Genomic DNA, 25,155 nt, shown 5'->3' with positions numbered 1-25,155 from the left:
TTATTCCGGCACCGTGTTTACGGGCTTTCCTTCGAGGAAAGCCCGGACGTTCGCGCACGCCGTGTCCATCAGTCGGGCCCGCGCTTCCTTCGTCGCCCAAGCGATATGCGGGGTGACGATGCAGTTCGGGGCCGCGAGCAGCGGGTTGTCCGGGTGCGGCGGCTCCGCCGACAGCACGTCCAGACCCGCGCCCGCAAGGCGGCCTTCGCGCAGCGCCGCGGCCAGGTCGCTCTCGACGACGAGCGGGCCGCGGGCGGTGTTGATCAGCATCGCCGAAGGCTTCATGAGGGCGATGCGGTCTTGGTTGATCAGCCCGTGCGTCGCGGGCGTGAGCGGGCAATGCAGGCTGATGACGTCAGCCTGCCGCAGCAGCTCCGGCAGCGTCACCCATTCCACCCCCTCCATGGGGGTGGAATGGGTGCGACCGCTGCCGACGGCGATGACGCGCATGCCGAACGCTTCGGCGATGCGCGCGGTTTGCCGCCCGATGCGGCCGAGCCCGATCAGGCCCATCGTTTTGCCCGCCAGCTCCACGAGCGGCGTCTTCGTGAAGCTGAAATCCGGGGAAGCGCTCCATTCCCCGGATTTCACCGCTTCGTCGTGCCGCCCCACGCGCTGGCACAGCTCCAGCAGCAGGGCGAACACGAACTGCGCCACCCCCTGGGTACCGTAATCCGGCACGTTGGTTACGACAATGCCCCGCGCCTTTGCCGCTTCGGTATCGATAATGTTGTATCCCGTCGCCAGCACCCCAATGTAACGAAGGTTCGGCAGCCGCGCAATCGTCTCCGCAGACAGCGGCGTTTTGTTCGTCAGCACGATGCCGGCCTCTCGTGCCCGATCCACAATCTCTCCGACCGGCGTCCGGTCGTACAGAGCGACGGATCCCAGTCGTTCCAGCCCTTCCCAGCTCAAATCGCCGGGATTCAGCGTATAGCCGTCGAGTACGACAATCTGCTCCATTCCAGTCCTCCATCTCAGTCCTAAAGTCCCGTTCCGCCCGATCATCCGACAGGACGAAGCTTGGCCCAATTATCTCCATCATACCGTTTTTTCCCCAAAGCGTAAATTGAAACCGCCCCCGCTCTTGGCTTCATTCTTCAAAGAAAAAAGTCCCGCCTGCAAAGTCTTATCAAGACCTTGCAGGCGGAACTTTCCACAAGCCTAAAGCCATGAACGATTACGGCTGCCGCAGCGTCCCGATGAGCCGGCGGGCCGGACCGTACGGGGTGTCGATCACTTCGTATACCCGCATCGTCAGCGGATGATCGAACTGATCCGACGGCGTGTCCGTAAAGTAAATCGACTGTTCGCCGTTCTCCACGCGCCCCTCGCCCGTCAAGCTGAGCGTCTGTCTGGCGACCTCGCGGGTATCGCTGCCTTCGATCACCAGCTGAAGCTTGGAATAACCGCCGTCCACGATGACCGGCTCGGTCGTCGTCAGATCGACGTTCCACTTCAGCTTGTACGTATACGTATACGACTTCGTGAGCGGGTTCGTGCCGGTCGTGTAGGCCAGCGACCAATCTTTCACCTTAAGCGCATAAGGATAAAAAGCAGCCGTTCCGTCCTCGTCCTTCATCTGATTTACGTTCAAACCAACCTGTCCGATGGCCGTTTTGTACGGTGCGGCCGTTTTGCTGTCGCTGAATTTCAGCCTAAACCGGTCCCCTGCCCCTTCCAGCGGCAGCACGAAGGTGTAATTCATCACATATGCCGTTCCGGGAAGCACTTCCTGGGCCGCCGTCTTTTGCGCGCTCCCCGTGTACGAGGAGCCGCCCGCGCCGATCAGCTCCGCCGCCAGCTGCGGTACCGGAACCGGCTTGTCGCCGCCGTTCGCAAGCTTCAGCTTTACGACGCCCGTCCGATAGCTCTGCCCTTTGTTTTCGTACAGCCGGAAGTCCGTGACCGATACGGCCAGGTCGGGATGCACCGCGCTGTTCAGCGGATCGAACGCCAGACGCGTGCCGAAGCCTTCTACGGTAGGCAGCCCGCTTGGGCTGCCGGGCTGTGCCTCGGGGAGCGCTATGCGCAGCCGCCCGACGGAATAGCTTACGGCTGCCGCCGCATCCGTCCGATTCGGAATCTTGTAGCTCTCCGGCGTCTGCACGGTCAAGCTTTCGAGCGGCTTGTCGGCTTCGTACGGAATCGATACATACAAATATTTTTTCTCGTTCGGATCGACGCTGACGGCCGCTTGCTCCTGGCGGGACCCTTTGTACGTTTGTCCCGCCGCCTTGCCGTCCACCGTAAACGCGGGAACCGTTTCAGCCTGTGTACCGGTATTGGTCACCAGCAGCTGAAGCAGCTCGACGGGCGCCCCATCCTTGAATTGTTTGGTGAAGCCGACCGGGGTATAGATCAAAGAGGACTCGATACCGGGTATCGCGAACGGCGTCCCCCATTCTGTGACGGGAATCGAACCGTTATCCGCCGCGTCCCCGTACCAGACCAAGCCGCTTACCGGCAGCTTCAACATGGAGGTTTCCACCTTCGGGTAGACGTCTTTGTTCACGTCAACCCACACGAGATCGGCCGGCTGCACGGCATCGGAACGGTCAATTTGCGCCATATAGCTAAGCTCGACCGAAGAAGACGCCGGGACGGAGCCGGGATTGTCTCCGCTTGGCTTAAGCACGTAGCTAACGCCCGCCGAGGTAACGACGCGCAGCTCGTAATCCGGCACACGGGCCGTACTCCCCCAGACGTTATACATTTTCACGACGACGCCGACACGGGTGCCGCCGTTCGCCCGTTCGCTGAGCAGGCTCTTCACCTTCACCTGCAGCGGATCGGACAGCACGGCCGGATACCGCACATCGACGACCGGCTGCGGATGTTCCGCCCGTACGGCCCCTTGAAAAGACAAGGCCAAGGACACAATCAGCGCCGTTGAAACTACTCTTTTCCATGTATGCATAGGATGTCCTCCATCGTTCTTAAGTCGTTCGTTTGTCGGCGCGCCATCAATTGCGGACAATCGCCTTGTCTTGATCCTTCAGCTCCCGCTGCCCGGATACGATCACCTGCTCGCCTTCCTTCACCCCGCCGAGCACCTCCCGGTTCGGCCCGCTCTCGCGCCCGAGCGTCACCTGGCGCTTCTCGGCATGGTCGCCAGCCAGGACGAAAACGAAGCTATTGTTGCCTTCCTTCACAATGCCCGAAGCCGGCACGGTCAGCGCCTCCTGCTTCGCATCGCCGCCAAGCTGCAGCTTCACCCGCATGCCCGGCTTCAGCTTCCGGTCCGGGTTAGGCGCGGTCAGCTCCAGCACATAGGTTTTGCTTTGCGGGCTCATCACATCGGCCATATAGGCGACGGTCCCCGTCATTTTCTCGCCCGTGTCCTGGACGACGAACGGAATATCCTTTTTGCCGCGGACCAGCTTCGCCGTCGTCTCGGTCACGTCGGCATGCAGCTTGATCGGATCGACCTGCTGAATCACGCCCGCGACATAACCGGGGGCGACCGTCACGCCCTGCTCCGGATACAGGTCCGTCAACAGCCCGCCAATCGGCGCCTTCACGTCGAAGTCGGACAAATTTTTCTCGATATCCTGCAGCGCCAGGTCCGTGCTTTCGATCTGGATCTGCAGCGGAGCGAGCGGATCGGCCGATTCCAGATTCGCAAGCTGCTTCTTCGCCGTGTCCAGATCGAGACGGGCCGTTTTCAGCTGGGTTTCCGCCTTGTCCACCTGCGATTTGGGGGCCGTGCCCGCATCGTAGTCGTTGCGCGCGTTATTGTACGCTTTTTCGAGATCTGCGATTTGCAGCTCCAGCTTCTCGATCGTATTGTTCAGGACGCCTTTATTGGTGGCAATATCCTTGCTTGTTTTGTCCAATTGCGATTCGAGGTTTTGCCGGGACAACCGGTTTTTCTCCTTGTTGCGGACGGCATCCGTGGAATCGAGCCGGAACAGCACCTCGCCCGCCGCGACCGCGTCCCCGCGTTTTTTGAGCAGCTCCGCCACGTCGCCGTTCGTTTTGACGACGACATTGGCCTGCGAGGACGGAACCGCATCGGCGTGCTGCTCCGCCGAGCCGTCCAGCTGCATCTTCGAAACGACGGCCACCTTTACCGGCTTGGCCCCGCCTTCTCCCGCATTCGCCGTAGAGCAGCCCGCAGCTGCGGCGGCGGTCAACAGAATAGCCAGCCCGGCCAGCGCGCTCCGCTTCCAGCCGGCAGTTTCTTGATTGTTATAGGTCATGGAATTCCCCGCTCCTTTGCTTTGCCGAACGTTCGGCCGTCCGTTCGTCCTGTTGTGTTTATTCGCCCATCATATGTACGCCGGCCCCGCCTTTGGCTTTCGCGCCTTTGAGAAACAGGCTGAAAACAACGGCAAGCAGCGAAAGTCCGGCGGTTAAATAAAAGACGTCGTCCAGCGCAATGATCGTCGATTGTATCTGCACCTGTCCTCCGATATAGTTCAGGGCGCTTATTTTGGCCTGCGCGGCCGACTGCCCCATGGCGATAAACTGATTTTGAATTTTCGTGACTTGATCGATCACCGTGGTCGATACCATGTTCAACTGATCGGATAAATAAGCCGTATGAAAATCTTTGCGGTCTCCGAATAACAGCGACAGCCAGGCGATGCCGAACGCGCCGCTCACCTGCCGGATCGTATTGGAAAGCGCGGTCCCTTGACCGACCTTCTCCATCGGCACGGTATTCATGCCTACGGTTTGTACCGGCATCATCATAAGCCCCATGCCAACCGCACGAAGCGTCAGCCAGAAAATGATGGTCGCGCGCGAGGTTTCCATGCTCAGATTCGAGGTCAGAAACAGCGCCACCGCCGTAATCAGCAGTCCGATGACCGCCAAAGGACGCGCCCCGAATTTGTCGAACAGCCCGCCGGCAATCGGCATCATAATACCGGAGGCGATCGCTTGCGGCAGCAAAATCAAGCCGGTCTCGACTGCAGATAAGCCCGAAATGTTTTGCAGAAAAATCGGGAGCAGAAACAGCATCCCCATCATGATGACAGTCACGAGGCTCGAAACGAGCAACGACAACGTATACATGCCGTTTTTCAGCAGGCTTAAATCGAGCATCGGCTCCTTCACGGTCAGCTCCAAAATGACGAAGGCCACGAGGAATACGATCCCTATGGTAAGAAAGACGACGACTTCGCTGTCGCCCCAGCCTTTCTCCGACACTTTGCCTATGCCGTAAAGCAGTGTGGCCAGCCCCGTGCTCGACGTAATAAAGCCCCAGACGTCGAAGCGCTTTTTGACTTCCATCTTGAACTCCTGCAGCACGGCCATCGACAAGAAGATGTCCACAATCCCGATCGGCACGTTGATCGTAAAAATAAGCCGCCAGTCCAAATATTCGACGATATAGCCGCTCAGCGTCGGGCCGGTCGCCGGGGCGAACATGATCGCGATACCGAACAATCCCATCGCCATGCCCCGCTTCTCGACCGGGAACATGCGGAAGATCATCGACATGCTGATCGGCATCATCGCGCCGCCGCCGATCGCCTGAATAATACGAAACACAATCATGCTTTCGTTGCTCCACGCGATGCCGCACAGTCCGGAGCCAATGGTAAAAATAACTAGCGAAATGATATACATCCGCTTATAGCCGAAGCGGTCGCCCAGATAGCCGGTCGCCGGCACGAGCGCCCCGCTGACCAGCGAATAAGCCGTGACGACCCATTCGATCTGCGATTGGCTGACGCCGAAGACGTTCATCATTTTCGGAATCGCCACGTTGACGATGCTCGTATCGAGAATAGCCATGAAGACGCCGAGAATAATGGCCAGCATGGCAAGTCCGGACCCTTTGGAAGAGGCTTTAGCCTGATCTGTGGCTTGGTCGTTCATTCCGAGTGTTCCTCCTTCCGTTCCCGGGTGCCCCTATTTCTCGATTTTGACGGTTGCATTCAAGCCCGGAATGAGCCGTTTCCCATGGAAATCGTCCAGTGCGATTTTGACCGGAATCCGTTGAATCACCTTCGTATAATTGCCGCTGGCGTTAGAGGAAGGAAGCAGGGAAAAAGAAGAGTTGGTCCCAAGGCCGATCCGCTCCACCCGTCCCGTAAACTCCGTGTCCTTAAAAGCGTCGATCCGGATCGTCACTTTGTTGCCGACTTGGACGCTCGTAATTTCCGTCTCCTGTAAATTGGCCGTCACGTACAGCTGATTCAGGTCGGCGCTCAAGGCAAGCGTTCCGCCGGGCGCAACCGTCTGATCCTTCACGGCGTTCGATTGAATGATCGTTCCGGCATCCGGCGCAATGATTTCCGCCGTCATGGCCGGGGTCGTCCCTCGGGCCGGCGACGTTTCCACGATGCCGAGCACATCGCCTTTGCCGAACGAGTCGCCTTCCTTATAGCGCCATTCGATCAGTTTCCCGGCGGCCAACGAGCCGATGGCCCGCAGATCGCCCTGTACTTTCGCATCCTCCGTCGTTATGTATTTGCTCGCGATATTGTAATAGTACGCCCCGGCGGTCCCTCCCCCCACCAGGACCAAAGCCAGTACGGTCAGCATAATGATCTTTTTCTTCATTCGGATGAAGCTCCTTTCCTAAGGTCCCGTGTCGGTGTCTGCTTGCTCAAGCCAGCGTGGAGATCATTTTGCGGACCAATGCGATAAACTGCTCCGTCTCTTCCTCCGTCAAGCCGCCGAACATTTGCATCAGCAGCTTTTGTTTGAACAGCCGAAATTCCTTCATATGATTGACCGCCTCATCGGACGGCTCAAGCCAAACGACGCGGCGGTCGGCGGCGTCCCGGGTCCGCTTCACAAAGCCGGCTTGCTCCAGCCGGTTCACCGCAATCGTTGTCGCGCTTGCCGATAGCTGCAATTCCTCGGCCAGCTCGGTCACGGTCACCCGCTGCTTGCCGCACAAGGCATGCAGCAGTTGGATTTGCTGCTTCGATAAATCTGCGTCAGGCGGCGACCAGCGACGGGCATGTCGTATGGCGACCGCAATCAGTCCTTCCAGCTCCGTCAGCTTTTGCTCCAGATTGCTCAAGACTTCCCTCCTTTTATTATTTTTAGATTAAAATAATTTTATAGTGCAATGATTTAACATTAAATAAATTAGCACGGAAAATTTTTAACGTCAATCAAAATTTTTCATGCCAAACCGTGGCGCCGAAAACTTTTTGAAACCAAAGGGGGTCCACCTGCGTATTACTTTATATTTTGTCGTACTCTATCTTTACCGGTAACAATTTAAGGGGGCTATTATGGTACACCGACAAGATTTATATGAGCTGGAGGAAGCGTTCCGCTTAATGTTTCGCAAAGTGAAAGCCAGTTGGACCCGCTTTGAAGCGCATGGCGTCTCCGCCTCGCAAGCGGTTATTCTGGAAAAATTGCAAAACGAAGGTCCGCTGAAGGTCTCACAAATCGCCGACGCGCTCTGGATCACGTCGGGCGCGGTGACATCGCTTTCCGATAAGCTGATTTCCGGCGGATTCGCCGAAAGAACCCGCTCCGAGGAAGACCGGAGAGTGGTCTATATGGAGATTACCGACAAGGGAAGAGAAATTATCGAGGAGCTTCGCCTGCACCGCCAGCGAGTGGTCGAGGAATATTTCGGCAAGCTGCCTGACGAGGACATTAAACATTTGACCCGCATCTGCAAAGCGATATTAAACGAAACGCAAGAAGTGAAGGTGTAAGCGGCGAAGGCAACCCGGTCGGGAAGCCTTCGTTTTGCTTTTCTATCATTTTTTCGCGAAACGTTCATAAACTGGTAGCATACGGCAGGAAAGGATGCGATCCTATTGGTCCATACGATCTCGTTTCTCATGTGCCTGATGCTGCTCTGCATGATTATCGTCGCTTTTATGGCTGTGCTGCTGGAGTTCGTTCTGCGCGATACGACCGATTACGATATGGAATTTTTGTGGAATCATAAGTATACGCTGGAGGATTTGCACCTGGACGGACGAAAAGAAGGGAAATGACAAGGATAGGAGGCTCCCGGGCGATAACGCTTGGGAGCTTTCATCTTTATGCCGCGTTTCTTTGCGGCGCAGAAGCCGCTTTATGTCCGCACGATACGTGCTTGCTTGCGGAACGATTACGTGCTATATTATCCAATATCCCAATCATCGGATGTTTGGAGGTTTACAAGATGGAACTGAAACAAACAACGCGCTCCACGCTGGTGGAACAGGTCGTTTCCCAGATGGAATCGCTTATCGAATCCGGTCAATGGCCGGTCGGATCGCGAATCCCGGTCGAGCCGGAGCTCGTCAAGCAGCTGGGCGTCAGCCGAAATACCGTCCGCGAGGGGGTCCGGGCCCTGATCCACGCCGGACTTCTGACGGCACGCCAAGGCGACGGCACTTACGTTCGCTCGTCGAGCAGCCTCGGCCCCGCTCTCGTCCGGCGGCTGCGGCGCTCGAACGCCGCGGAGACGCTGGAGGTACGCTGCGCGCTCGAACAGGAGGCGGCTAGGCTGGCTGCCATGCGGCGCACGCCGGAGGAGATCGAGACGTTCCGCTCCCTGCTGTCGGCATGCGATGCCGCCGCCGCGGCCCAGGACTTCGAAGGCTATCTCGAAGCGGACCTGAAGCTGCACCATGCCATCGTCCGGGCGACCCGCAACAGCGTATTGATCGACCTGTACGAGCATATGACGGATGCCTTGGAATCGTCCATCGACCAGACCCTCGACCTGTCGGTCATCGTAGACGGAGCCTCTCGCTCGCACTGCCAAATGGTCGACGCCATCGCCGCCCAAGACCCGAATGCGGCCGCCGAAGCCGTTCGCCGCTATATCCGGGAATCGCTGAACCTTCTGCAAGAAGATGTGCGCAAGGAGGGGTCCGTATGATTCCGGCTCAAGATACCGTCAGCTCGCGAGTACAGACCGGTGCCGGTTTAAGCCTGCTTATTCTCGGCATCGTCCTGATCGCCGCCAATCTGCGGGCCCCGTTAACGGCCGTCGGGCCGATTATCGGAGAAATTCGCGGGGAGACGGGGATTTCCAACACGTGGGCGGGCATGATGACCACCTTGCCGCTGCTTGCTTTCGCGCTCCTCTCGCCGCTCTCGCCCCGGATCGCCCGGCGGCTGGGCATGGAGCATACGCTGTTCGCCGGTCTGATCGTCCTGCTGGCAGGCATTTTGCTCCGCTCGCTGTCTTCGGTCGCGGCGCTGTTTGCAGGGACGGCGCTCATCGGGATCGCAATCGCCGTCAGCAACGTGCTGGTGCCGGCCTTGATCAAGCGGGAGTTCCCGAACAACGTCGGAACGATGACCGGGATCTATTCCGTATCCATGAATCTGTGCGCTGCTATCGCTTCGGGGGTCAGCATCCCGATTTCGCAGGGACTCGGCTTGGGATGGCGGGGGGCGCTCGGCAGCTGGGCGCTTCTGGCCATCGTCTCCCTCGCCGCTTGGCTGCCGATGCTTCGTTCGCGCCGGCGTCCGCAGGCGGTTCAGACGAGCGCGGCCGTCAAAAGCGATTCGCTCTGGCGCTCTCCGCTCGCTTGGCAAATTACGCTGTTCATGGGATTGCAGTCGCTGTTCTTCTATGTCAATATTTCCTGGCTCCCTGCCATATTGCAGGATCGCGGCATGAGCGCGGCGTCCGCCGGCTGGATGATTTCGATCATGCAGTTCGCCAGCTTGCCGGCGACGTTCTTTATGCCGATTCTGGCCGGACGGCGTTCCGATCAGCGCGGCCTGGCCGTCGGCGTCGCTTCCGTATTTATAGTCGGATATCTCGGCCTGCTGCTAACCGATACCGACTGGCTCGTTCCGCTCTGGGTCGTTCTCGTCGGCATCGGCGCAGGGTCCGGCTTCGGTCTGGCGGTCATGTTCTTCGCCCTGCGCACGAATTCGGTTCGTCAATCGGCGGAAATGTCCGGCATGGCCCAATCGTTCGGGTATTTGCTCGCCGCGGTCGGCCCGACGCTCTTCGGGTTCATTCACGACTCGACAGGCGGCTGGACCATTCCCCTGCTCCTGCTTCTCGTCGCTGCAGGCGGGCTGCTGTTGGCCGGTCTGAAGGCCGGAAAATACGGTTACGTGATGGCGGAAGGCAACAAGGAAGCGGACGCTGTCAAGGGGAATCGCTGAGCTAGTACGTCAAAACGCGGGAAGCCCGGGGAGGGCTTCCCGCGTCTTTTCATGTTACTCTGCCCGTTTCGCCAGGCCGGAACCAAGCGGACGGAGCGCAAGGGAGATCCGTGCGTGCCGTATGCAACAAAAAAGCCCGATACGGCCCAGAACAATCCGTATCGGGCGATAACGCCGTATATTCATCTCGTCCAAGCCGGCTGCACTTGCCCCGCGGCTTGCGGCTCCGCCGTCGGCAGCTTGCCTTGACGGACGAGCACCCTTAGCAGCGCTTGGGCGACCTCTGGGTCGAACTGCGTTCCGCTGTGCCGCCGAAGCTCTTCGGCTGCCGTCTCCGTTGACAGCTTCGCCCGGTAGGAGCGGTTCGTCGTCATCGCGTCGAAGGAGTCGCTGGCGGCGAGTATACGCGCGCCGAGCGGGATATCGTCGCCTTTTAAGCCCATCGGATAACCTTTGCCGTCCATCCGTTCATGATGGTGCCGGACCATCGCGGTTACGCCGAGCTCCTGCAGCCGTTTGATGCCTTTGATGATCTGGTAGCCGTCCTCCGCATGACGCTTCATGATGTCGTATTCTTCTTCGGTAAGCCGGCTTTCCTTCTTGAGAATCGACTCCGGCGTGCCGATTTTGCCGATGTCGTGAATGAGTCCGGCCAGATGAACGGCCTCCGTCTCCTGCTTGGACAAACCAAGCTCTATGGCGATTTCCCGGGCGTAGTCGGCCACATTCTTCGAATGGAACGCCGTATAGGGGTCGCGCGCGTCAATGCTTTTGGAGAACGAGAGAATCGTGTTCATGAACAGCTCCTCGTACTCTTCGCGCTGCCGAAAGTTGCGCCGGGATACAATGACGACCCGTTGCACCAACAACGCGAGCAGCAGCAAGCCCCCCGCTCCGGCAATACCGGGCCATCCGGTCCCTGTAAAATACACCCACAGCGCCGTCACCCCTGCCGAAAAGGCGCCGACCAAATAAACGTTAAACACGAATAAAGCAAATATGAGCACAGGAACCGCATATAACCCGAGCAGCGCCGGCGATTGGACATTCGTGTTGATCCAGACCGCGGCAAGCAGACTGATGAACATAACCAGCCACAGCCCGTAGCTGATTGATCTTCCCAGCGATACCGGACAAAAATACGCATTCCCTCCGATTCGTATCCCCGTATGCCACAGCTCTTCGGATTCCAGGGCATCCGTGCCGCATTCGGATTTGATCCATTCCATCTTCACTATCGTTCCCCTCCCGTTGTATGGATTGGCAGAACCGGGTAATTTGACCTACATTACCCTTAGCGTACACCCCGGGATGGGCCTTGTCAACGATAGTTCCATGACGAAAGACTCAAGAATGGGACGAAGAGAGCCGGTTCAAGCGGCAGCATTCGCAGGATGCGGACGGTGCCGGATCGCCGCTTACGGATTCGGCAAAGATTGCTGGTACTCGTTCCAAAGGGAGAGGACATCGGAACCCGTCAGCTGTTGGAACACGCTCTCGTTCCATTCCACGCCGTCGAACTCGGACAGACTTTGGTTCAACTCCCGCAAAAATCCGGGTCGCTTATGCTCGTCGATCCAAACGAAGAAATTGCCCGTCACCCCGTAGCCGTCCTTCCAGGTGCCGCCTTTTCTTACCGCCAGACGGTCGTGATAACCGACTTTGAAGCGGATCGCATCGGCCATGCCTTCGATCATATATCCGATCTGACCGTAGCGGTCGTCATCCAATTGATACAGATGCGTCAGCTCATGATACAACACGCCCAAAATCTCATGCCTTAGCGGCGTGCCGGAATTGCTGACGTTTTTCAGGTGCCGCGAGCTGATGGTGACCTGCCCCTCCACAGGGGTTCCGCCGGCCCAAGCGACCCCATCCTCGTCCTTGATGAAAATAACGACCTTTTTCGGGCCCACATCCATCCGGTTAGGATGCCCGTACAAGATTTCGTTGAGTTTCAAAATAATCAGCTTGATTTGCTCTTGGGCGTCCGGGAGCGCTTGATCGAACAGCTTGCCGTTTCCATTGGCATCCAGATTGCGGATTTCAATGCTGGGCAGGATGCTTTGGAACGGGCTGTCTTTCGGGATGAACTCGATTTCCGCAAGCTGCAGCTCGTTGCCTCCGTTGGCTTTCATATTTAGCTTATAATAGCTGTATTGCGCGTCGGAACGGACGCCATAGCTCGTCCGCTGATAGCGGTAGCGGAACTGCTCCCCTTTGCGGGTATCCAAAGTGACCCATTGCTTCCCGTCGTTCGACGCTTGAAGCGTCCATTCAGCCGGATCGCGTTCCGGGTAATCGTTGGCCGAAGTCAAGGCATAACCGTCGAGGGCGATCGGACGGTCGAAACGATAAGTGACCCAGCCTGACTTTTGGAAGGTCAGCCATTTGGTCAGGCTGGACCCGTCGTTCAGCTTGTCCTTGCCCTCGTGCGGCAAGTTTTCGCCGCTTGCCGCAATCTGCGCCTTGGCCGGCTCGGGCCACTGCCGGGCATCGTATAGCTTCACCTCGGAGAGCTGAAGAATCGATCCGCTGTGGTTGCTTAATTCCAGTCGGTAATACGCATAGGCCGTTTGGTTCGAGAAGCTGTACGTCTTCGTCTGGAATCGCCAATCGAAGCTTTCGTTCTGGCGGCTATCCAGTACGGTCCAGTCCGTTCCGTTGTTCGAGCCTTTCAAGGTCCAATCTTTCGGGTCCCGCTCCGGAAAATCGTTTGCAGAGGTAATCGAGTAGGAAGTGATCACATAAGAGCTTTGGTTCGGAAAAGCATACTGCAGCCACCCCGAGCTTTGGAAGGTCAGCCACTTGGTCTTTAACAGATTATCGAACGCATTCTCTTTCTCCTCCTCGGCTGGACTTTGGCCGTTGGACGTCACCGTGCCGCCTTGCGTTCTCTCGATGGGAAAGGCGGCGGCTTGAGCGGAAGCATCCGCCAAGGCCGACGAAGTCGCGCCTGCCAGCACGATGGCTGCAAATAAAAAAATTCGACTCTTCTTCATCCTTATATTCCTCCTTATCGTTTACTAGGCTTGATGGCCTCAGACAGCGTATGAATCGAGGACCGCCACCCTCCTCTCTGTATTTGAGATTCAATTAATATATTAACAAAAATACTATATTGTTCCAATACATGAAATAACCTTTCTGCCGACATCCTAAGGAGGCAAGGCCGATTTTTACCATGCCCGAAGGAGTTGAATTGCGATGAGCCATTCGAAACGCCGCAAGGAAAACCAATGGAAAATCCGCAAGCAAACCCAGCAGCCGCACGGTAAAATCAAGTCCTTGGCTGCGTATTCGGACGAGTACGACGCGCAGCAGTCCAGCCGCTAAATGCGCGAAAAACCCCGCAGACGGCATGTCCGCGGGGTTCCCTTCTAGGCTTGTTCTCTTCCTTGTTCGATCAAACGTTTCGCCCGCTCCAGCTCCCGGTCGCTTGGCGTCGGCACGTGCTCCAGCGGATAGGCTTTTCCAAGCTGTTCCCATTTGTAGACCCCCATCCGGTGGTAAGGCAGCACCTCCACTTTATGCACGTTGCCCAGCGAACCGATGAAGCGTCCAAGCTCCAGCAGGTCCGCCGCATCGTCGGTGATGCCCGGGATGAGCACATGGCGGATCCAGACCGGCTGTCCGCGGTCCGACAACCAGCGGGCAAACCGGAGTATTCTTTCGTTCGGCTGGCTTGTCAGCGCCTGATGCTTGTCGCTGCGGATATGCTTGAGGTCCAGAAGGACCAGATCCGTCACGTCCATCAGTTCCCCCGCATGCTCCGGCTCGCAGAAGCCCGACGAGTCCAGCGCGGTATGCAAATTCCATCGTTTCTTCGCTTCCCGAAACAGCGCGGCCACAAAGGGAGCCTGAAGCGTAGGTTCGCCGCCGGTCACGGTCAATCCGCCGTTCGAGCTGCGGTAATACGGAAGAAACGGCTCGATCTCGTCCAGCACGGACGCGACCTCTGCCACACGGCCTGTAGCCGTCTCCCACGTGTCGGGATTATGGCAGAACGCGCACTGCAGGGCGCAGCCCTGCATAAAGAGCACGAAGCGGATGCCCGGCCCGTCTACCGTGCCGAACGTATCGAGCGAATGGATGCGTCCTTTCATCCGACCGAGCCGTGGAACGTCCGGTTGATGACGTCAAGCTGCTGCTCCCGGGTCAGCTTGATGAAGTTGACGGCATAGCCGGATACGCGGATCGTCAGCTGCGGATATTCCTCCGGATGCTCCATCGCATCAAGCAGCTGTTCGCGGTTGAACACGTTCACGTTCAAGTGGTGGCCGCCGCTTGTCGCGTAGCCGTCCAGCATGGCGACGAGATTCTGCGCTCTCACGTCGGTCTCCCGGCCGAGCGCCTTCGGCACGATGGAGAACGTGTTCGAGATGCCGTCGAGGCAGTGCTCGTAAGGCAGCTTGGCTACCGATGCCAGCGAAGCGAGCGCGCCTTTGCGGTCGCGGCCGTGCATCGGGTTCGCGCCCGGAGCGAACGGCTCGCCGGCTTTGCGGCCGTCCGGCGTGCTGCCGGTCTTCTTGCCATAGACGACGTTCGAGGTGATCGTCAGCACGGACATCGTAGGCAGCGCGCCGCGGTACGTTTTATGCTTGCGCAGCTTGTTCATGAAGGACTCGGCCAGCTCCACGGCGATCCGGTCGACCCGTTCGTCGTTGTTGCCGTACTGCGGATACTCGCCGGTAATCTCGAAATCGACGGCGATTCCTTTCTCGTTGCGGATCGGCTTCACCTTGGCGTAACGGATGGCGCTCAAGCTGTCCGCCACGACGGACAAACCCGCGATGCCGCAAGCCATCGTCCGCAAAATCTCCCGGTCGTGGAGCGCCATCTCCAGCCGCTCGTAGCAATATTTGTCGTGCATATAATGAATGACATTGAGCGTGTTCATGTAGAGCTTCGCGAGCCAATCCAGCATTTTGTCATACTTGGCCATGACTTCGTCGTAGGAGAGCTCATCCGACGTAATCGGCACCGTCTCCGGCCCGACCTGAATGCCGAGCTTCTCGTCGACGCCTCCGTTAATCGCGTACAGCAGCGCTTTCGCGAGGTTCGCGCGCGCCCCGAAGAACTGCATCTGCTTGCCGATCCGCATGGCGGATACGCAGCAGGCGATCCCGTAGTCGTCGCCGAACTGCAGCCGCATCAAATCGTCGTTCTCATATTGAATCGAGCTGGTCTCGATCGACACTTTGGCGCAATATTGCTTAAAGGCATCGGGCAGATCGACCGACCACAGCACGGTCAAGTTCGGCTCGGGCGCCGGACCGAGGTTATAGAGCGTGTGCAGGAAGCGGAAGGAGTTCTTCGTTACCCGAGTCACGCCGTTCATTCCCATGCCGCCGACCGATTCCGTCACCCAAGTCGGGTCGCCGCTGAACAGCTCGTTGTAATCCGGCGTGCGCAAAAATTTCACGATCCGCAGCTTCATGACGAACTGGTCGATCAGCTCTTGCGCTTCTTCTTCCGTCAGCGTGCCGTTCTGCAAATCCCGTTCGATGTAGATGTCCAGGAAGCTGGAGACGCGGCCCAGGCTCATCGCGGCGCCGTTCTGTTCCTTAATCGCCCCGAGGTAAGCAAAGTACAGCCACTGCACCGCTTCCTGCGCATTCGTGGCCGGGACCGAAATGTCGTAGCCGTACGATTGCGCCATCCGCTTCAGCTCATCCAAGCTGCGAATCTGCTCGGACAGCTCTTCCCGGGCGCGGATGATGTCTTCCGTGATCGCATCGGTTTCGAGCTGAAGCAGATCGTTCTTCTTGTCCGCGATCAGCCGGTCCGTGCCGTAAAGCGCTACGCGGCGGTAATCGCCGATGATGCGGCCGCGGCCGTAAGCATCCGGCAGCCCGGTGATGATGCCGGCCTTCCGCGCGGTCTTCATCTCGGTCGTATAAGCGTCGAATACGCCCTGGTTGTGCGTTTTCCGGATGTCGGTGAACAACCGCACCAGCTCTTCCGGCAGCTCGAAGCCGTAAGCCTTGCAGGCGTCGACCACCATGCGGATGCCGCCGAACGGCTGGACGGAACGCTTGAGCGGGGCGTCGGTCTGAAGACCGACGATCCGCTCTTTCTCCTTGTCGATGTACCCCGGCGCATGCGATGTAATGGTGGAGACGGTGTGGACGTCGACGTCCAGCACCCCTCCGTTTTCCCGTTCCTTGCGCATCAGTACGCTAAGCTGCTGCCAAAGCTCCGTCGTCGCTTGCGTCGGTCCGGCCAGGAATTCCGAGCCTCCCGTGTAGGGGGAAATATTCCGGTCGATGAAATCCTTCACGTCGATCCGATGCTGCCACTTGCCCGGTACAAACTGACGCCAAGCCTCCGATTGTTCGGGATTCCGGTTCAATTCCGCTTCTTTTAAGCTCATAGTTGGGTCTCCTCTCCAAGATGTCGTCTCTTTATTCGAATTTCCCGTAGAACGCGTTGCGGTATACGTCCGCCAGCTCCGTCACGAGCGGCAGCCGCGGATTGGCTGTCGTACATTGGTCCTCGAACGCGCGGTCCGCCAGCACATCGACCTTCGCTTCGAACTCGGCCGGATCGAAGCCGAGATCCTGGAATCTCTCCGGAATGCCAAGCGATTGATTCAGCTTGCGCACCGCGGCGATCAGGCTGTTCACGCCTTCTTCCGTCGTCTTCGCCGGCAGGCCGAGCACCCGGGCAATTTCGGCGTACCGTTTATCTGCGATGAAATGATTGTATTTCGGGAACGAAGCGAACTTGGTCGGCTTCTGCGCGTTATACCGGATCACGTGCGGCATCAGAATCGCGTTCGTGCGGCCGTGTGCCGTATGGTATTCGCCGCCCCATTTGTGCGCCAAGCTGTGGTTGATGCCCAAGAAAGCATTGGCGAAGGCCATACCGGCGATCGTCGACGCGTTATGCATTTTTTCCCGGGCCAGCGGGTCGCCGGTGTGGAACGAATTTTCCAGATGTTCGAATACGAGTTGAATGGCTTTCATCGCCAGTCCGTCCGTATAGTCGTTCGCCATCACCGAGACGTACGCTTCTATCGCATGCGTCAGCACGTCCATCCCCGTATCCGCAACGGCCGTTTTCGGCAGGCTGTAGACGAATTCCGGATCGATAATCGCCACGTCCGGCGTCAGCTCGTAATCGGCAAGCGGGTACTTGGTGTTGCCTTTATGATTGTCGGTAATAACCGCAAAGGAGGTCACTTCCGACCCGGTGCCCGACGTCGTCGGAATCGCCACGAACTTCGCTTTCTGACCGAGGCGCGGGTATTTGTACACCCGCTTGCGGATGTCGAGAAACTTCTGCTTAAGCGAATCGAAGCTCGTGTCCGGATATTCGTAGAACAGCCACATCGCTTTGGCCGCGTCCATCGGCGATCCGCCGCCCAGCGCGATAATGCAGTCCGGCTTGAATGCAGCCATTCGGGCCGTACCGCGGTCTACCGTATCGACGGAAGGATCGGGCTCGACTTCGGAGAACACTTCGATGGCTACAGGCTGCTTCCGCTTGCGCAGATAGTACTCTAAGCGCTCCACATAGCCCAGCTTCACCATCATGGCGTCGGTGACGATCATCACCCGGGTAATGTCCGGCATTTTCTCCAGGTATTGCGTCGAGCCTTTCTCAAAATACACTTTCGGCGGCACCTTGAACCACTGCATATTGACCGTCCTTTCGGCGACACGCTTCAGGTTGAGCAGGTTGACGGCGGAAACGTTGGCGGTCGTCGAGTTATGCCCGTAGGAGCCGCAGCCAAGCGTCAGCGAAGGCAGGTTCGTGTTGTAAATGTCTCCGATCGCCCCGTGAGTGGACGGCGCATTGACGATGACGCGTCCGGTTTGCAGTCTCGCCGCAAATGCCTGAATGACTTCCTCGTTCTTGGAATGGATAACCGAGGAATGCCCCATGCCGCCGAAGGCGACGACTTCTGCCGCGCGCTCGATGCCTTGCGCCGCATTTTTCACTTTATAGCAAGCGAGCACCGGGCTCAGCTTCTCCGCAGACAGCGGATAGGCGTCGCCTACCCCCTTCAGCTCGGCCACGAGCACCTTCGTATCGGCGGGTACCGTGATGCCGGCCATAGAAGCGATCTTGACGGCCGGTTGGCCGACGATGACCGCATTGACCGCGCATTTCTCGGGGTTAATGACCAGCTTCGATACCGCTTCGGTTTCTTCGGCGTTCAAGAAGTAGCAGCCCAGCTCCTTCATCAGCTTTTTGGCTTGCTCGTAAATCGGTTCTTCCAGGATGACGGCCTGCTCGGAAGCGCAAATCATCCCGTTGTCGAATGTTTTGGACAGAATCAGGTCCGTTACCGCCTGCGGCAGATCAGCCGTCTTCTCGATAAAGCAAGGAACGTTGCCCGGCCCTACGCCAAGCGCCGGCTTGCCGGTGCTGTACGCCGCTTTCACCATGGAGGAGCCGCCTGTCGCGAGCACCAGCGCTACGTCCGGATGATTCATCAGAAGCTGGGTCGCCTCGACGGACGGATTCTCTACCCACTGAATCGCGTGCTCCGGCGCTCCGTGCTTCACGGCCGCTTCCAGCAGCGTAGAGGCAGCCGCGACGCTGGAGCGCTGCGCCGACGGATGGAATGCGAAGATGATCGGGTTGCGCGTTTTGGCGGCGATCAGCGACTTGAACATCGTCGTAGACGTCGGGTTCGTGACCGGCGTAACCCCGGCGATGATCCCGACCGGCTCGGCCACCGTTTTGTAATGCTCGTACGGATTGTTATCGATCACGCCGACCGTCTTGTTATGCTTGATGCTGTGGTAGATGTACTCGGTAGCGAAAATGTTTTTGGTAATTTTGTCCTCGTACACCCCGCGGCCGGTTTCTTCCACCGCCATCTTCGCGAGAACCATATGCCGATCGAGCCCGGCAAGCGCCATATGCTGCACAATGTCGTCCACTTGGGATTGATCCAGCTTCAAATACGCTTCTTGCGCCTTTCTTGCCCGGGCTACGAGCTTGTTCACTTCCTCGAGAGCGGCTGCTTTTGCGTCGGCTTTCACTTCTTTAACGGCCATTGATTCTTCCTCCATTCGTGTCGCTTGCGTTATTGTGGTTGGTTCGGGTCCGCTTGGTCCGGATTGGACGGCGGAACAACGCGGCAGTCGTTGCAAATCCATGAAGTGCCTTTCGGGCCTTGGCCCTTCGTCTTGCCGCATTGCTCACAGGTGATCAGATTCATCGGCATCCCCCTTCCTAAGGCCTGAATCAAAGCTGTATGTTAAGAAAATAAACTATCGATATCGTCAAGGATCTGATCGGCCATCGGGTAAACGACGTCTTCCTCCAAATTCAGGTGCTCGTTCAGAATGAGGCAGGCTTGGATCAGATGCGAGCTCGTTTCCCGGATAGCTTCCCGGGTCGGCAAGTTCAGCCGGTCCACCGATTCGATGAACGAGTCGATGAACGTTTCCGCAAGCTCGTGGTCTTTTTCCATCACCCAGAAGGACGGCATCATAGACGGACCGGAATATTTATTGAAATAACTGCAGAGTAAAGGGAACAGCTCCCGCTCCTCCCAGGTCGCATGCCGGTCCAATTCGGTGCGGAAATCCGTAATTTCCTCCCGCAGCTGCTGGAGAAGCGCCATCGCTTCCGGAACAGTTTTCATCTTTCCGACCGATTGAGCCTTGGCCTGCACTGCGGACAGCCGGATTTTTAAGGCATCGTGCTCTTCCTTGAGACGGTCCACCGCATCCATAAACCGGGTCGGACGCGCGCTTTGAACGCTGGCTTCCGTTATCGTACTCATTGAAACAATCCTCCTCTTATTGGGATTGCCTTCATTGTAACCGCAATGGAAGAAATACACTGTGAAAAAAATCACTAGTCACAAAAGGGACATAATCCGACAAAAAAACCGGCATCCACCCGGCTCCATATCGCTGTTACAACCCGATAAACACGGGCAAAAAACGGCTTGTTTCATCAAATCTCATTTTACTAATTTCAATTTATTTCGATATTATTCGACAATTATATTTTCAGCACAGCAAAAAGAGCTCGGTCTGTAGACCGGCTCTTTCGGATGAAAATTCATTCATGCGCTTGTTCCGCAGATTAACGTTTGGCTAACTGTTCCTGGGCGAGCCGAACCATCTCGCGCACCATGCTTCCGCCGATGGGCCCGCCGATCTTGCCCGCCTGTTCGGTCGAGAGCTGGCCGTTATTTCCGGGACTCAGCGGAATACCGAGCGTCTTGGCCACCTCGTATTTCACCAAATCCGGGCGGTTCGGATCGACGGCATAGCCTTTCCGGCGCATAACCTCCGACTTCAGCCGGTCCAGCGCCTGATTCGCTCCGGGCACGACCGGCGTACGGCCGCGTCTTCTTGCCATCGTGATTCCTCCTTTGTTTCCCAGTTGCAGGAACATTCGTTCCCATGTATACTTTAACCCAACAAACAGAACATATATTCGTATATCCGTGAATTATGGAGGTGTTCTCCTTGCCCTTGCAAACCCGATATGAGCCTGTCCGCGCCAAACAACTGCTGAATCCCGTCAAAGCCCCGTCCATGCCGTTCGATTGGTCGATCAATCCGTACCGCGGCTGCCAGCACGGCTGCAGCTTCTGCTATGCCCGTTCGACCCATGCCTTCCTCGGCATGGAAGCCGACGATACGTTTCAGCATCACATCCTGTACAAAGACAATGCGCCGGAAGCGCTGAAAGCACAGGTCGAACGCATGCTGCGCGCCAAGGGCGGACGAAACAGGCTGGGCCGAATCGCTATCGGCACCGCCACGGACCCTTACCAGCCTTTGGAGGGCCGCTTGAAGCTCACGCGCCAATGTCTCGAAGTGCTGGCCGCCTACCGGCTGCCGGTCAGCATCACGACGCGCTCTCCGTTGATTTTGCGCGATATCGATTTGCTCCGCAAGCTGCCCGGAAGCTCGGTGAATATCAGCCTGAATACGCTCGATAAGCGCATTTGGCGAAGCTTCGAGCCGATGTCTCCCGCTCCGGCCCAGCGGATCAAGGCGCTTCAAGGGTTGAGGCAGGAAGGTATCGACGCCGGAATTTTTATGGCTCCGATCCTGCCCTTCCTGACTGATCGGCCGGAAGAAATGGAGCAGGTCGCAAAGCAAGCCGCCGAAGCCAAAGCATGCTTCGTGATGGGATCGGTCCTCCGCTTGAGCACGTCCGAAGTGAAATCGTGGTTTTTCGGGACGCTCCGGGACACATATCCTCACTTGGTCGGCTCGTATGCCGATTGGTACGGACATTCCCCGATTGCCCCCAAAGCATATCGGGAGCAGGTCCATGCCCGGCTTGACGGGCTTCTTAAACGGTATGGGATTCCCTCGTACCTCCCTACAATCGGAGCCAAGCCTGCTCAATCGGAAAGCCCCGAAGACGATAAGCCGGTGCAGCTCGCTTTTGCACTCGATCTATGAGGATCTTCGGAACCCTTTCCACAAACGGTACAAAAAGAACAAGACCCCGCCCCATAGAAGGATGCCGAGAATCGAGAACCCTCCGTGCACTGGCGCTGCCCCTCCGAACAAGCCGAACGGATTCAGAAGGCTGCTGAGCAGCGCGCCGGCCGCAAAGCCCCCGAGAATGCCGCCCAATCCGCCCCGCGCAGGAGGCGGCGCCGTTCCCGGTGCCGGTGTCGCCGGGGTTCTCCGGACATTGTCTGCGGGCGTCCTTGCGCCGGGTGCCGGCGTATATCCCCTTCGGCCGCCGGAGTAGCCTCCTCGTCCCGAGCGGTAAGCCTCCGTCTGGTAAGTGCCCTGCGGACCGCCAAGCATATCGATATCTTCCTGACTATAAGGAACCGGCAGGCCCCCCTCCTGCGCACTCGCCGGGGTGGACAACGCGCATAGAAGAACGAGCCATAACGAAAGCAACAATTTTTTCATGCCACACCTCCTTCGCTTCAGGCAGCGCTAGGTAAAGTATCCGTCCGAAGGATGGCGGCTATGCATGATGGGCAATCGAATCTGTCTAAACAGACGGAGAGGCTGGCATGAGCCGGTTGTTCTTCTTAAGAGGAACGGCCTCTTCGTCGCTGCCCCGCTTCTGGCATACTCCTTCCTTCCTCCAACCTTTTGCACACCGATCGCCCCGCTGCGGGTAAGCGACAGCTTCCCTTCCCCACCAACCATGTTCTGCACCTCTTACAGGGCCACCTATGCCAAATTTTGTGCCGGGTGTAGGCGGCTATGGGGCCGACGGCTGCTCGGACGCGAGTCTGGCGGAGTACCGCGGACCACATCGATAAGGTGGTCTTGAGCTACAAAACGCCCGAAGCGAACTTCATCGGCAAAAATAGCTTCAAGCGCTGCTCTGACGAACACGCCAAGGCCGCTTACCTGTACGACGGCAAGACGTTCATTTCGTACGAGGACAAGGAAGGTGGTTGCAAGCCAAAATAGCTTACATTCAACAAAGGATTTGGCCGGAGCCATGGTGTGGGAATATTCGCAGGATGCGGAGAGCGGACCGGTCATGAGTAGAGGAGATCGTTGAAAGGATAAGCGCGCCTTCTCGTACAAGCGATAAGCGCGCTCGTTCTATTCCAAATAGTCTTTTCGATAAAAAAGTAACACCAAATAAACAAAAAAAATGAAGAGAAACGAAAAAAATGTGTAATAAGTAAGTTGGTTGCCATATCCAGTGGAAATCAAACCGACAATTAGAAGCACCCCGCTGCAGATAAGGCTTCCGAGAATGCTCCGATTGATTCCGGTCCACTTCGCTCTTCTCCGCATGTGACTGGAGATGAACGTGAAGCCTCCATTTTTCTTTTTGATAATCCATGCTATTCCAAGCCCAAGGGGGAACGTAACCATCTGCAGCATGAAGGTTTGATACGATGTGATATCGTGGTAATCTTCCAAAAAATAACCATACCCTATCTTAAAGAAAAGTACAACCAGTCCCTGAAGCAACAAGTACATCAAACATCCAAAACATAGCATAATCGAAGCATCGAACCAACGAATTCGATAAACGAACTTTAAGTATATGCACATGGCAAATAATTGAAATAAATTGTCTACTATCGGCTGCATAAGAACCATTCGCGCCCACAGAGAGAATACGGCAAGAACGAGCCCTAGACTGGCGACGGCCAAAAGACGATAGGATTGTCGATAACGGAAAGAAACCATTATCAGAACAAATATCGTAACCGTCTCAAGTGTGGAAAGTGCTATGGAAATGGCTAGTTCCACGTATTTTCCTCCCTTATAAAAATTGAACGAGCTGCATGCTCCTATAAAAATTCTCCAGCCCCTTTACCACGATTTTCGCCCCCTCCAACCTCTCTTTAATCTTTAAGACGGATTTCCGCTCCAAATGTTACGCAAAATTTGCAAATCTTCGAGCGCCGCTTCGTATAATGCCTCCCGGTCTTCGTTTACGCGGACTCCCTCGGTGAATTCCATCGTAAACGAGCCGCGAAAGCCCCAGCTTCTCATTAAAGCCAGCCGGTCTTTCACGAGCTCCGGCTGTCGGCTTAAGCGGACAAACCGGTTGTCCCCGTCTCGAAGCTGCACATGAGCATGGGTGATCGCAGACCCCAGCTTTTTGAACCAATCTCCGAGTTCTCCCAAGCAGAAGAACGGATGCACAATCGCCTGGAACGGCCCGTCCCCTAACCGGCGCAGCATTTCCGCAGCGGCATCGGGGTGCTCCGCGACCGTTCCCGGGTGACACTCGCATAAGATTCGGCAGTCTGCCGGCAGCAGCTCCGCCCAGCGTTTGACGTTGGCTATATAAACCGGAAGCCGCGCCGGGTCCGCACCGAGATTGAATTTAACCGCCGGGGCACGCAGCCGTTTTACCAAAGATGCAGCCTCATCACGCTTCTTCTCCGCCTCGTCGCCATCCTCGAAACCGATATACGAATTGACGATCGCTACGCGGCCTGAAGCCTCCAGCGCCGATTGCTCCCGTTCGTCCGCCAGTAGCGCGTGATTGTCCCACAGCTCCATTCCGTCGAAGCCGTCTTCTTGAAACCGTTCCTGCCAATCGCTGACTGCATAGGACGGCTTGCGCTCCGCCGCCCACCGGTTCCGTTCCAGCAATATCGTGCCGATATACAGCTTGTTCTCGTAAGACTGTGCCATCCGAGCAGCCCCTCCCGCTTCAAAATATCTTCATGGAAGCATAGCCCACCCGGAAGCTTTCGTCAAGAACGCTGTCCCCCGCCGACGGGAGCCAGCCTAGAAAAAAAGAGACCGCGCCATTGGCGCGTGTCTCTTCAACGCTTTAACTATGCTTTTATGATCCGCTTCACAACAGATGCTCCAGCTTGTAGAAGCGAAGGGCGTTTCGGCCAAAAACGGCTTCCCTCTCCGATGCCTCAAGCCCGTCGGGAAGCGCGCTGTCCAGCATCTCCACGACCTGATCGTAGCTGGCCGCCAGCAGACAGACAGGCCAATCGCTGCCGAACATGACCCGGTCCGTGCCAAAAACGGACACCACATGCCTCACATACCGGACGAACTGCTCCGGCTTCCAATTCCGGTGGTCGGCCTCCGTGACCATCCCCGACAATTTGCAGTAGAGCCGCGGGTGGGACGCTGCGGCTTCCGCTACGAGCTCGCTCCAGGGCTCCCATTCGCCCGCGGCGATTTGCGGCTTCGCGATATGGTCGATCACCGCCCGCAGATTCGGCGTCCGTTCCAGCAGCTTGAGCACCGCCGGCAGCTGATGCGATTTCAACAGCAGGTCCACCGGAAAGTCTTCCTCGGCAAAAAATTGCATCGCCTCGACGATGTGCGGCCGGAGCATGTCTTCCGCCCGCTCCATCTCTTGAATCATGGCCCGAAAACCGACAAACGACGGATGCCGCTTGAAAATCCGGTACTGCTCCCGGTAATCCGGGCGCTCCAGATCGATCCAGCCGACAACCCCTGCAATGCGTTCGGATCGCCCGGCCAGCTCCAGCATATATTCCGTGTCCGACAGCGTAGGCGCCGCTTGAACGGCAATCGTCCGGTCGATCCGGTTCGCCGCCAGATGAGCCTCCAAATCGCGCGGCTCGTAATCCCGGTACAACACGCTCATTTCCGGCGTAATCCAGCCGTAATCGCCCCGTTCCAGCTTCCAGTAATGCTGGTGCGCATCGATTCTCACCTT

At 57.3% G+C, this 25,155-nt stretch carries 25 protein-coding genes; 7 read left to right on the top strand and 18 right to left on the bottom strand.

All coding sequences use genetic code 11. The features are described from left to right. From PEH01S_RS13125 to PEH01S_RS13100, 6 genes are all read right to left on the bottom strand, one after another. The gene (locus PEH01S_RS13125) at nucleotides 1-963 is read right to left on the bottom strand and encodes a D-2-hydroxyacid dehydrogenase (protein ID WP_025851793.1); all 963 of its coding nucleotides are present in this window, start codon (nucleotides 961-963) and stop codon (nucleotides 1-3) included. 217 nt (nucleotides 964-1,180) lie between these two features. After that, nucleotides 1,181-2,920 (bottom strand): hypothetical protein, encoded by a 1,740-nt coding sequence (locus tag PEH01S_RS13120; protein WP_127485920.1) that lies wholly within the window; start codon nucleotides 2,918-2,920, stop codon nucleotides 1,181-1,183. Between the two features lie 46 nt (nucleotides 2,921-2,966). Beyond that, nucleotides 2,967-4,205 carry an efflux RND transporter periplasmic adaptor subunit gene (locus PEH01S_RS13115; RefSeq protein ID WP_127485918.1) on the bottom strand — a complete coding sequence of 413 codons (1,239 nt, stop codon included), beginning with the start codon at nucleotides 4,203-4,205 and terminating at the stop codon, nucleotides 2,967-2,969. 58 nt (nucleotides 4,206-4,263) lie between these two features. Beyond that, nucleotides 4,264-5,835, bottom strand: a complete 1,572-nt coding sequence (locus PEH01S_RS13110) for a DHA2 family efflux MFS transporter permease subunit (protein WP_127485916.1) — start codon at nucleotides 5,833-5,835, stop codon at nucleotides 4,264-4,266. A gap of 33 nt (nucleotides 5,836-5,868) precedes the next feature. After that, nucleotides 5,869-6,522 carry an efflux RND transporter periplasmic adaptor subunit gene (locus PEH01S_RS13105; protein ID WP_036714924.1) on the bottom strand — a complete coding sequence of 218 codons (654 nt, stop codon included), beginning with the start codon at nucleotides 6,520-6,522 and terminating at the stop codon, nucleotides 5,869-5,871. A gap of 46 nt (nucleotides 6,523-6,568) precedes the next feature. After that, a complete protein-coding gene (locus PEH01S_RS13100; protein WP_025851799.1) occupies nucleotides 6,569-6,991 on the bottom strand; it encodes a MarR family winged helix-turn-helix transcriptional regulator in 423 nt (140 codons plus the stop codon). A 217-nt stretch (nucleotides 6,992-7,208) separates the two neighbouring features. Between PEH01S_RS13100 and PEH01S_RS13095 the strand changes: the two genes are divergently transcribed. The 4 genes from PEH01S_RS13095 (at nucleotide 7,209) to PEH01S_RS13080 (ending at nucleotide 10,059) form a co-directional block, all read left to right on the top strand. Beyond that, complete coding sequence (locus tag PEH01S_RS13095; RefSeq protein WP_025851800.1) at nucleotides 7,209-7,646, top strand: MarR family winged helix-turn-helix transcriptional regulator; 438 nt, start codon at nucleotides 7,209-7,211, stop codon at nucleotides 7,644-7,646. A gap of 105 nt (nucleotides 7,647-7,751) precedes the next feature. Next, nucleotides 7,752-7,934, top strand: a complete 183-nt coding sequence (locus PEH01S_RS13090) for a hypothetical protein (RefSeq protein WP_025851802.1) — start codon at nucleotides 7,752-7,754, stop codon at nucleotides 7,932-7,934. Between the two features lie 170 nt (nucleotides 7,935-8,104). Next, nucleotides 8,105-8,809, top strand: coding sequence for a FadR/GntR family transcriptional regulator (locus PEH01S_RS13085; protein ID WP_025851804.1), 705 nt, complete (start codon nucleotides 8,105-8,107; stop codon nucleotides 8,807-8,809). Next, nucleotides 8,806-10,059, top strand: a complete 1,254-nt coding sequence (locus PEH01S_RS13080) for a CynX/NimT family MFS transporter (RefSeq protein WP_025851806.1) — start codon at nucleotides 8,806-8,808, stop codon at nucleotides 10,057-10,059. Before PEH01S_RS13085 ends, PEH01S_RS13080 begins: the two co-directional genes overlap by 4 nt. 182 nt (nucleotides 10,060-10,241) lie before the next feature. On the opposite strand, the gene PEH01S_RS13075 is transcribed toward PEH01S_RS13080, so the two are convergent. Both PEH01S_RS13075 and PEH01S_RS13070 read right to left on the bottom strand, forming a co-directional pair. Continuing rightward, the gene (locus tag PEH01S_RS13075; RefSeq protein WP_246062909.1) at nucleotides 10,242-11,288 is read right to left on the bottom strand and encodes an HD-GYP domain-containing protein; all 1,047 of its coding nucleotides are present in this window, start codon (nucleotides 11,286-11,288) and stop codon (nucleotides 10,242-10,244) included. Between the two features lie 189 nt (nucleotides 11,289-11,477). Continuing rightward, a complete protein-coding gene (locus PEH01S_RS13070; protein ID WP_127485912.1) occupies nucleotides 11,478-13,061 on the bottom strand; it encodes a basic secretory protein-like protein in 1,584 nt (527 codons plus the stop codon). A 205-nt stretch (nucleotides 13,062-13,266) separates the two neighbouring features. Between PEH01S_RS13070 and PEH01S_RS35400 the strand changes: the two genes are divergently transcribed. Then, nucleotides 13,267-13,395 (top strand): DUF6254 family protein, encoded by a 129-nt coding sequence (locus PEH01S_RS35400; RefSeq protein ID WP_223275438.1) that lies wholly within the window; start codon nucleotides 13,267-13,269, stop codon nucleotides 13,393-13,395. A gap of 44 nt (nucleotides 13,396-13,439) precedes the next feature. Here the strand turns inward: PEH01S_RS35400 and pflA are convergent, their stop codons facing one another. From pflA to PEH01S_RS13045, 6 genes are all read right to left on the bottom strand, one after another. Further along, complete coding sequence (pflA, locus tag PEH01S_RS13065) at nucleotides 13,440-14,165, bottom strand: pyruvate formate-lyase-activating protein (protein WP_025851810.1); 726 nt, start codon at nucleotides 14,163-14,165, stop codon at nucleotides 13,440-13,442. Next, nucleotides 14,162-16,435 carry a formate C-acetyltransferase gene (gene pflB, locus PEH01S_RS13060; RefSeq protein ID WP_127485910.1) on the bottom strand — a complete coding sequence of 758 codons (2,274 nt, stop codon included), beginning with the start codon at nucleotides 16,433-16,435 and terminating at the stop codon, nucleotides 14,162-14,164. Before pflB ends, pflA begins: the two co-directional genes overlap by 4 nt. Nucleotides 16,436-16,466: 31 nt before the next feature. Next, nucleotides 16,467-19,091, bottom strand: coding sequence for a bifunctional acetaldehyde-CoA/alcohol dehydrogenase (gene adhE / locus PEH01S_RS13055; RefSeq protein WP_127485908.1), 2,625 nt, complete (start codon nucleotides 19,089-19,091; stop codon nucleotides 16,467-16,469). Between the two features lie 14 nt (nucleotides 19,092-19,105). After that, nucleotides 19,106-19,240 (bottom strand): hypothetical protein, encoded by a 135-nt coding sequence (locus PEH01S_RS35805; protein WP_275452169.1) that lies wholly within the window; start codon nucleotides 19,238-19,240, stop codon nucleotides 19,106-19,108. 39 nt (nucleotides 19,241-19,279) lie between these two features. Then, nucleotides 19,280-19,810 (bottom strand): hemerythrin domain-containing protein, encoded by a 531-nt coding sequence (locus PEH01S_RS13050; RefSeq protein ID WP_025851814.1) that lies wholly within the window; start codon nucleotides 19,808-19,810, stop codon nucleotides 19,280-19,282. 308 nt (nucleotides 19,811-20,118) lie between these two features. After that, complete coding sequence (locus tag PEH01S_RS13045) at nucleotides 20,119-20,397, bottom strand: alpha/beta-type small acid-soluble spore protein (protein WP_025851816.1); 279 nt, start codon at nucleotides 20,395-20,397, stop codon at nucleotides 20,119-20,121. Between the two features lie 110 nt (nucleotides 20,398-20,507). Here PEH01S_RS13045 and PEH01S_RS13040 point away from each other — a divergent pair, with 110 nt between their 5' ends. Beyond that, complete coding sequence (locus PEH01S_RS13040; RefSeq protein ID WP_246062905.1) at nucleotides 20,508-21,458, top strand: SPL family radical SAM protein; 951 nt, start codon at nucleotides 20,508-20,510, stop codon at nucleotides 21,456-21,458. Here PEH01S_RS13040 and PEH01S_RS13035 read toward each other — a convergent pair. Continuing rightward, nucleotides 21,453-21,926: a hypothetical protein gene (locus PEH01S_RS13035; RefSeq protein ID WP_025851820.1), complete on the bottom strand. Its 474-nt coding sequence runs from the start codon at nucleotides 21,924-21,926 to the stop codon at nucleotides 21,453-21,455. The genes PEH01S_RS13040 and PEH01S_RS13035 overlap by 6 nt on opposite strands. Before the next feature lie 369 nt (nucleotides 21,927-22,295). On the opposite strand from PEH01S_RS13035, the gene PEH01S_RS35035 reads away from it, so the two are divergent. Then, nucleotides 22,296-22,442, top strand: coding sequence for a hypothetical protein (locus PEH01S_RS35035; RefSeq protein WP_174807132.1), 147 nt, complete (start codon nucleotides 22,296-22,298; stop codon nucleotides 22,440-22,442). 138 nt (nucleotides 22,443-22,580) lie between these two features. Here PEH01S_RS35035 and PEH01S_RS13025 read toward each other — a convergent pair whose 3' ends face one another. From PEH01S_RS13025 to PEH01S_RS13015, 3 genes are all read right to left on the bottom strand, one after another. Continuing rightward, on the bottom strand, nucleotides 22,581-23,243 hold the full coding sequence (locus PEH01S_RS13025) for a hypothetical protein (RefSeq protein WP_127485905.1): 663 nt from the start codon (nucleotides 23,241-23,243) through the stop codon (nucleotides 22,581-22,583). 102 nt (nucleotides 23,244-23,345) lie between these two features. Continuing rightward, entirely contained in the window at nucleotides 23,346-24,140 is a 795-nt protein-coding gene (locus PEH01S_RS13020) for a sugar phosphate isomerase/epimerase family protein (RefSeq protein ID WP_025851824.1), read from the bottom strand. Nucleotides 24,141-24,306: 166 nt separating this feature from the next. Beyond that, nucleotides 24,307-25,152, bottom strand: coding sequence for an amidohydrolase family protein (locus PEH01S_RS13015; protein ID WP_127485903.1), 846 nt, complete (start codon nucleotides 25,150-25,152; stop codon nucleotides 24,307-24,309). Nucleotides 25,153-25,155: the final 3 nt, after the last annotated feature.

This window comes from Paenibacillus ehimensis NBRC 15659 (genome assembly GCF_004000785.1).
GTDB lineage: Bacteria > Bacillota > Bacilli > Paenibacillales > NBRC-103111 > Paenibacillus_G > Paenibacillus_G ehimensis.
The sequence above is the reverse complement of the archived record's forward strand: the minus strand, read 5'-3'. Positions and strand labels throughout refer to the sequence as shown.

Coding starts and splice junctions, on each gene's coding strand:
- PEH01S_RS13125 (WP_025851793.1), bottom strand. CDS start 963: ATGGAGCAGATTGTCGTACTCGACGGCTATACGCTGAATCCCGGCGAT.
- PEH01S_RS13120 (WP_127485920.1), bottom strand. CDS start 2,920: ATGCATACATGGAAAAGAGTAGTTTCAACGGCGCTGATTGTGTCCTTG.
- PEH01S_RS13115 (WP_127485918.1), bottom strand. CDS start 4,205: ATGACCTATAACAATCAAGAAACTGCCGGCTGGAAGCGGAGCGCGCTG.
- PEH01S_RS13110 (WP_127485916.1), bottom strand. CDS start 5,835: ATGAACGACCAAGCCACAGATCAGGCTAAAGCCTCTTCCAAAGGGTCC.
- PEH01S_RS13105 (WP_036714924.1), bottom strand. CDS start 6,522: ATGAAGAAAAAGATCATTATGCTGACCGTACTGGCTTTGGTCCTGGTG.
- PEH01S_RS13095 (WP_025851800.1), top strand. CDS start 7,209: ATGGTACACCGACAAGATTTATATGAGCTGGAGGAAGCGTTCCGCTTA.
- PEH01S_RS13085 (WP_025851804.1), top strand. CDS start 8,105: ATGGAACTGAAACAAACAACGCGCTCCACGCTGGTGGAACAGGTCGTT.
- PEH01S_RS13080 (WP_025851806.1), top strand. CDS start 8,806: ATGATTCCGGCTCAAGATACCGTCAGCTCGCGAGTACAGACCGGTGCC.
- PEH01S_RS13075 (WP_246062909.1), bottom strand. CDS start 11,288: ATGGAATGGATCAAATCCGAATGCGGCACGGATGCCCTGGAATCCGAA.
- PEH01S_RS13070 (WP_127485912.1), bottom strand. CDS start 13,061: ATGAAGAAGAGTCGAATTTTTTTATTTGCAGCCATCGTGCTGGCAGGC.
- PEH01S_RS35400 (WP_223275438.1), top strand. CDS start 13,267: ATGAGCCATTCGAAACGCCGCAAGGAAAACCAATGGAAAATCCGCAAG.
- pflA (WP_025851810.1), bottom strand. CDS start 14,165: ATGAAAGGACGCATCCATTCGCTCGATACGTTCGGCACGGTAGACGGG.
- pflB (WP_127485910.1), bottom strand. CDS start 16,435: ATGAGCTTAAAAGAAGCGGAATTGAACCGGAATCCCGAACAATCGGAG.
- adhE (WP_127485908.1), bottom strand. CDS start 19,091: ATGGAGGAAGAATCAATGGCCGTTAAAGAAGTGAAAGCCGACGCAAAA.
- PEH01S_RS35805 (WP_275452169.1), bottom strand. CDS start 19,240: ATGAATCTGATCACCTGTGAGCAATGCGGCAAGACGAAGGGCCAAGGC.
- PEH01S_RS13050 (WP_025851814.1), bottom strand. CDS start 19,810: ATGAGTACGATAACGGAAGCCAGCGTTCAAAGCGCGCGTCCGACCCGG.
- PEH01S_RS13045 (WP_025851816.1), bottom strand. CDS start 20,397: ATGGCAAGAAGACGCGGCCGTACGCCGGTCGTGCCCGGAGCGAATCAG.
- PEH01S_RS13035 (WP_025851820.1), bottom strand. CDS start 21,926: ATGAAAAAATTGTTGCTTTCGTTATGGCTCGTTCTTCTATGCGCGTTG.
- PEH01S_RS13020 (WP_025851824.1), bottom strand. CDS start 24,140: ATGGCACAGTCTTACGAGAACAAGCTGTATATCGGCACGATATTGCTG.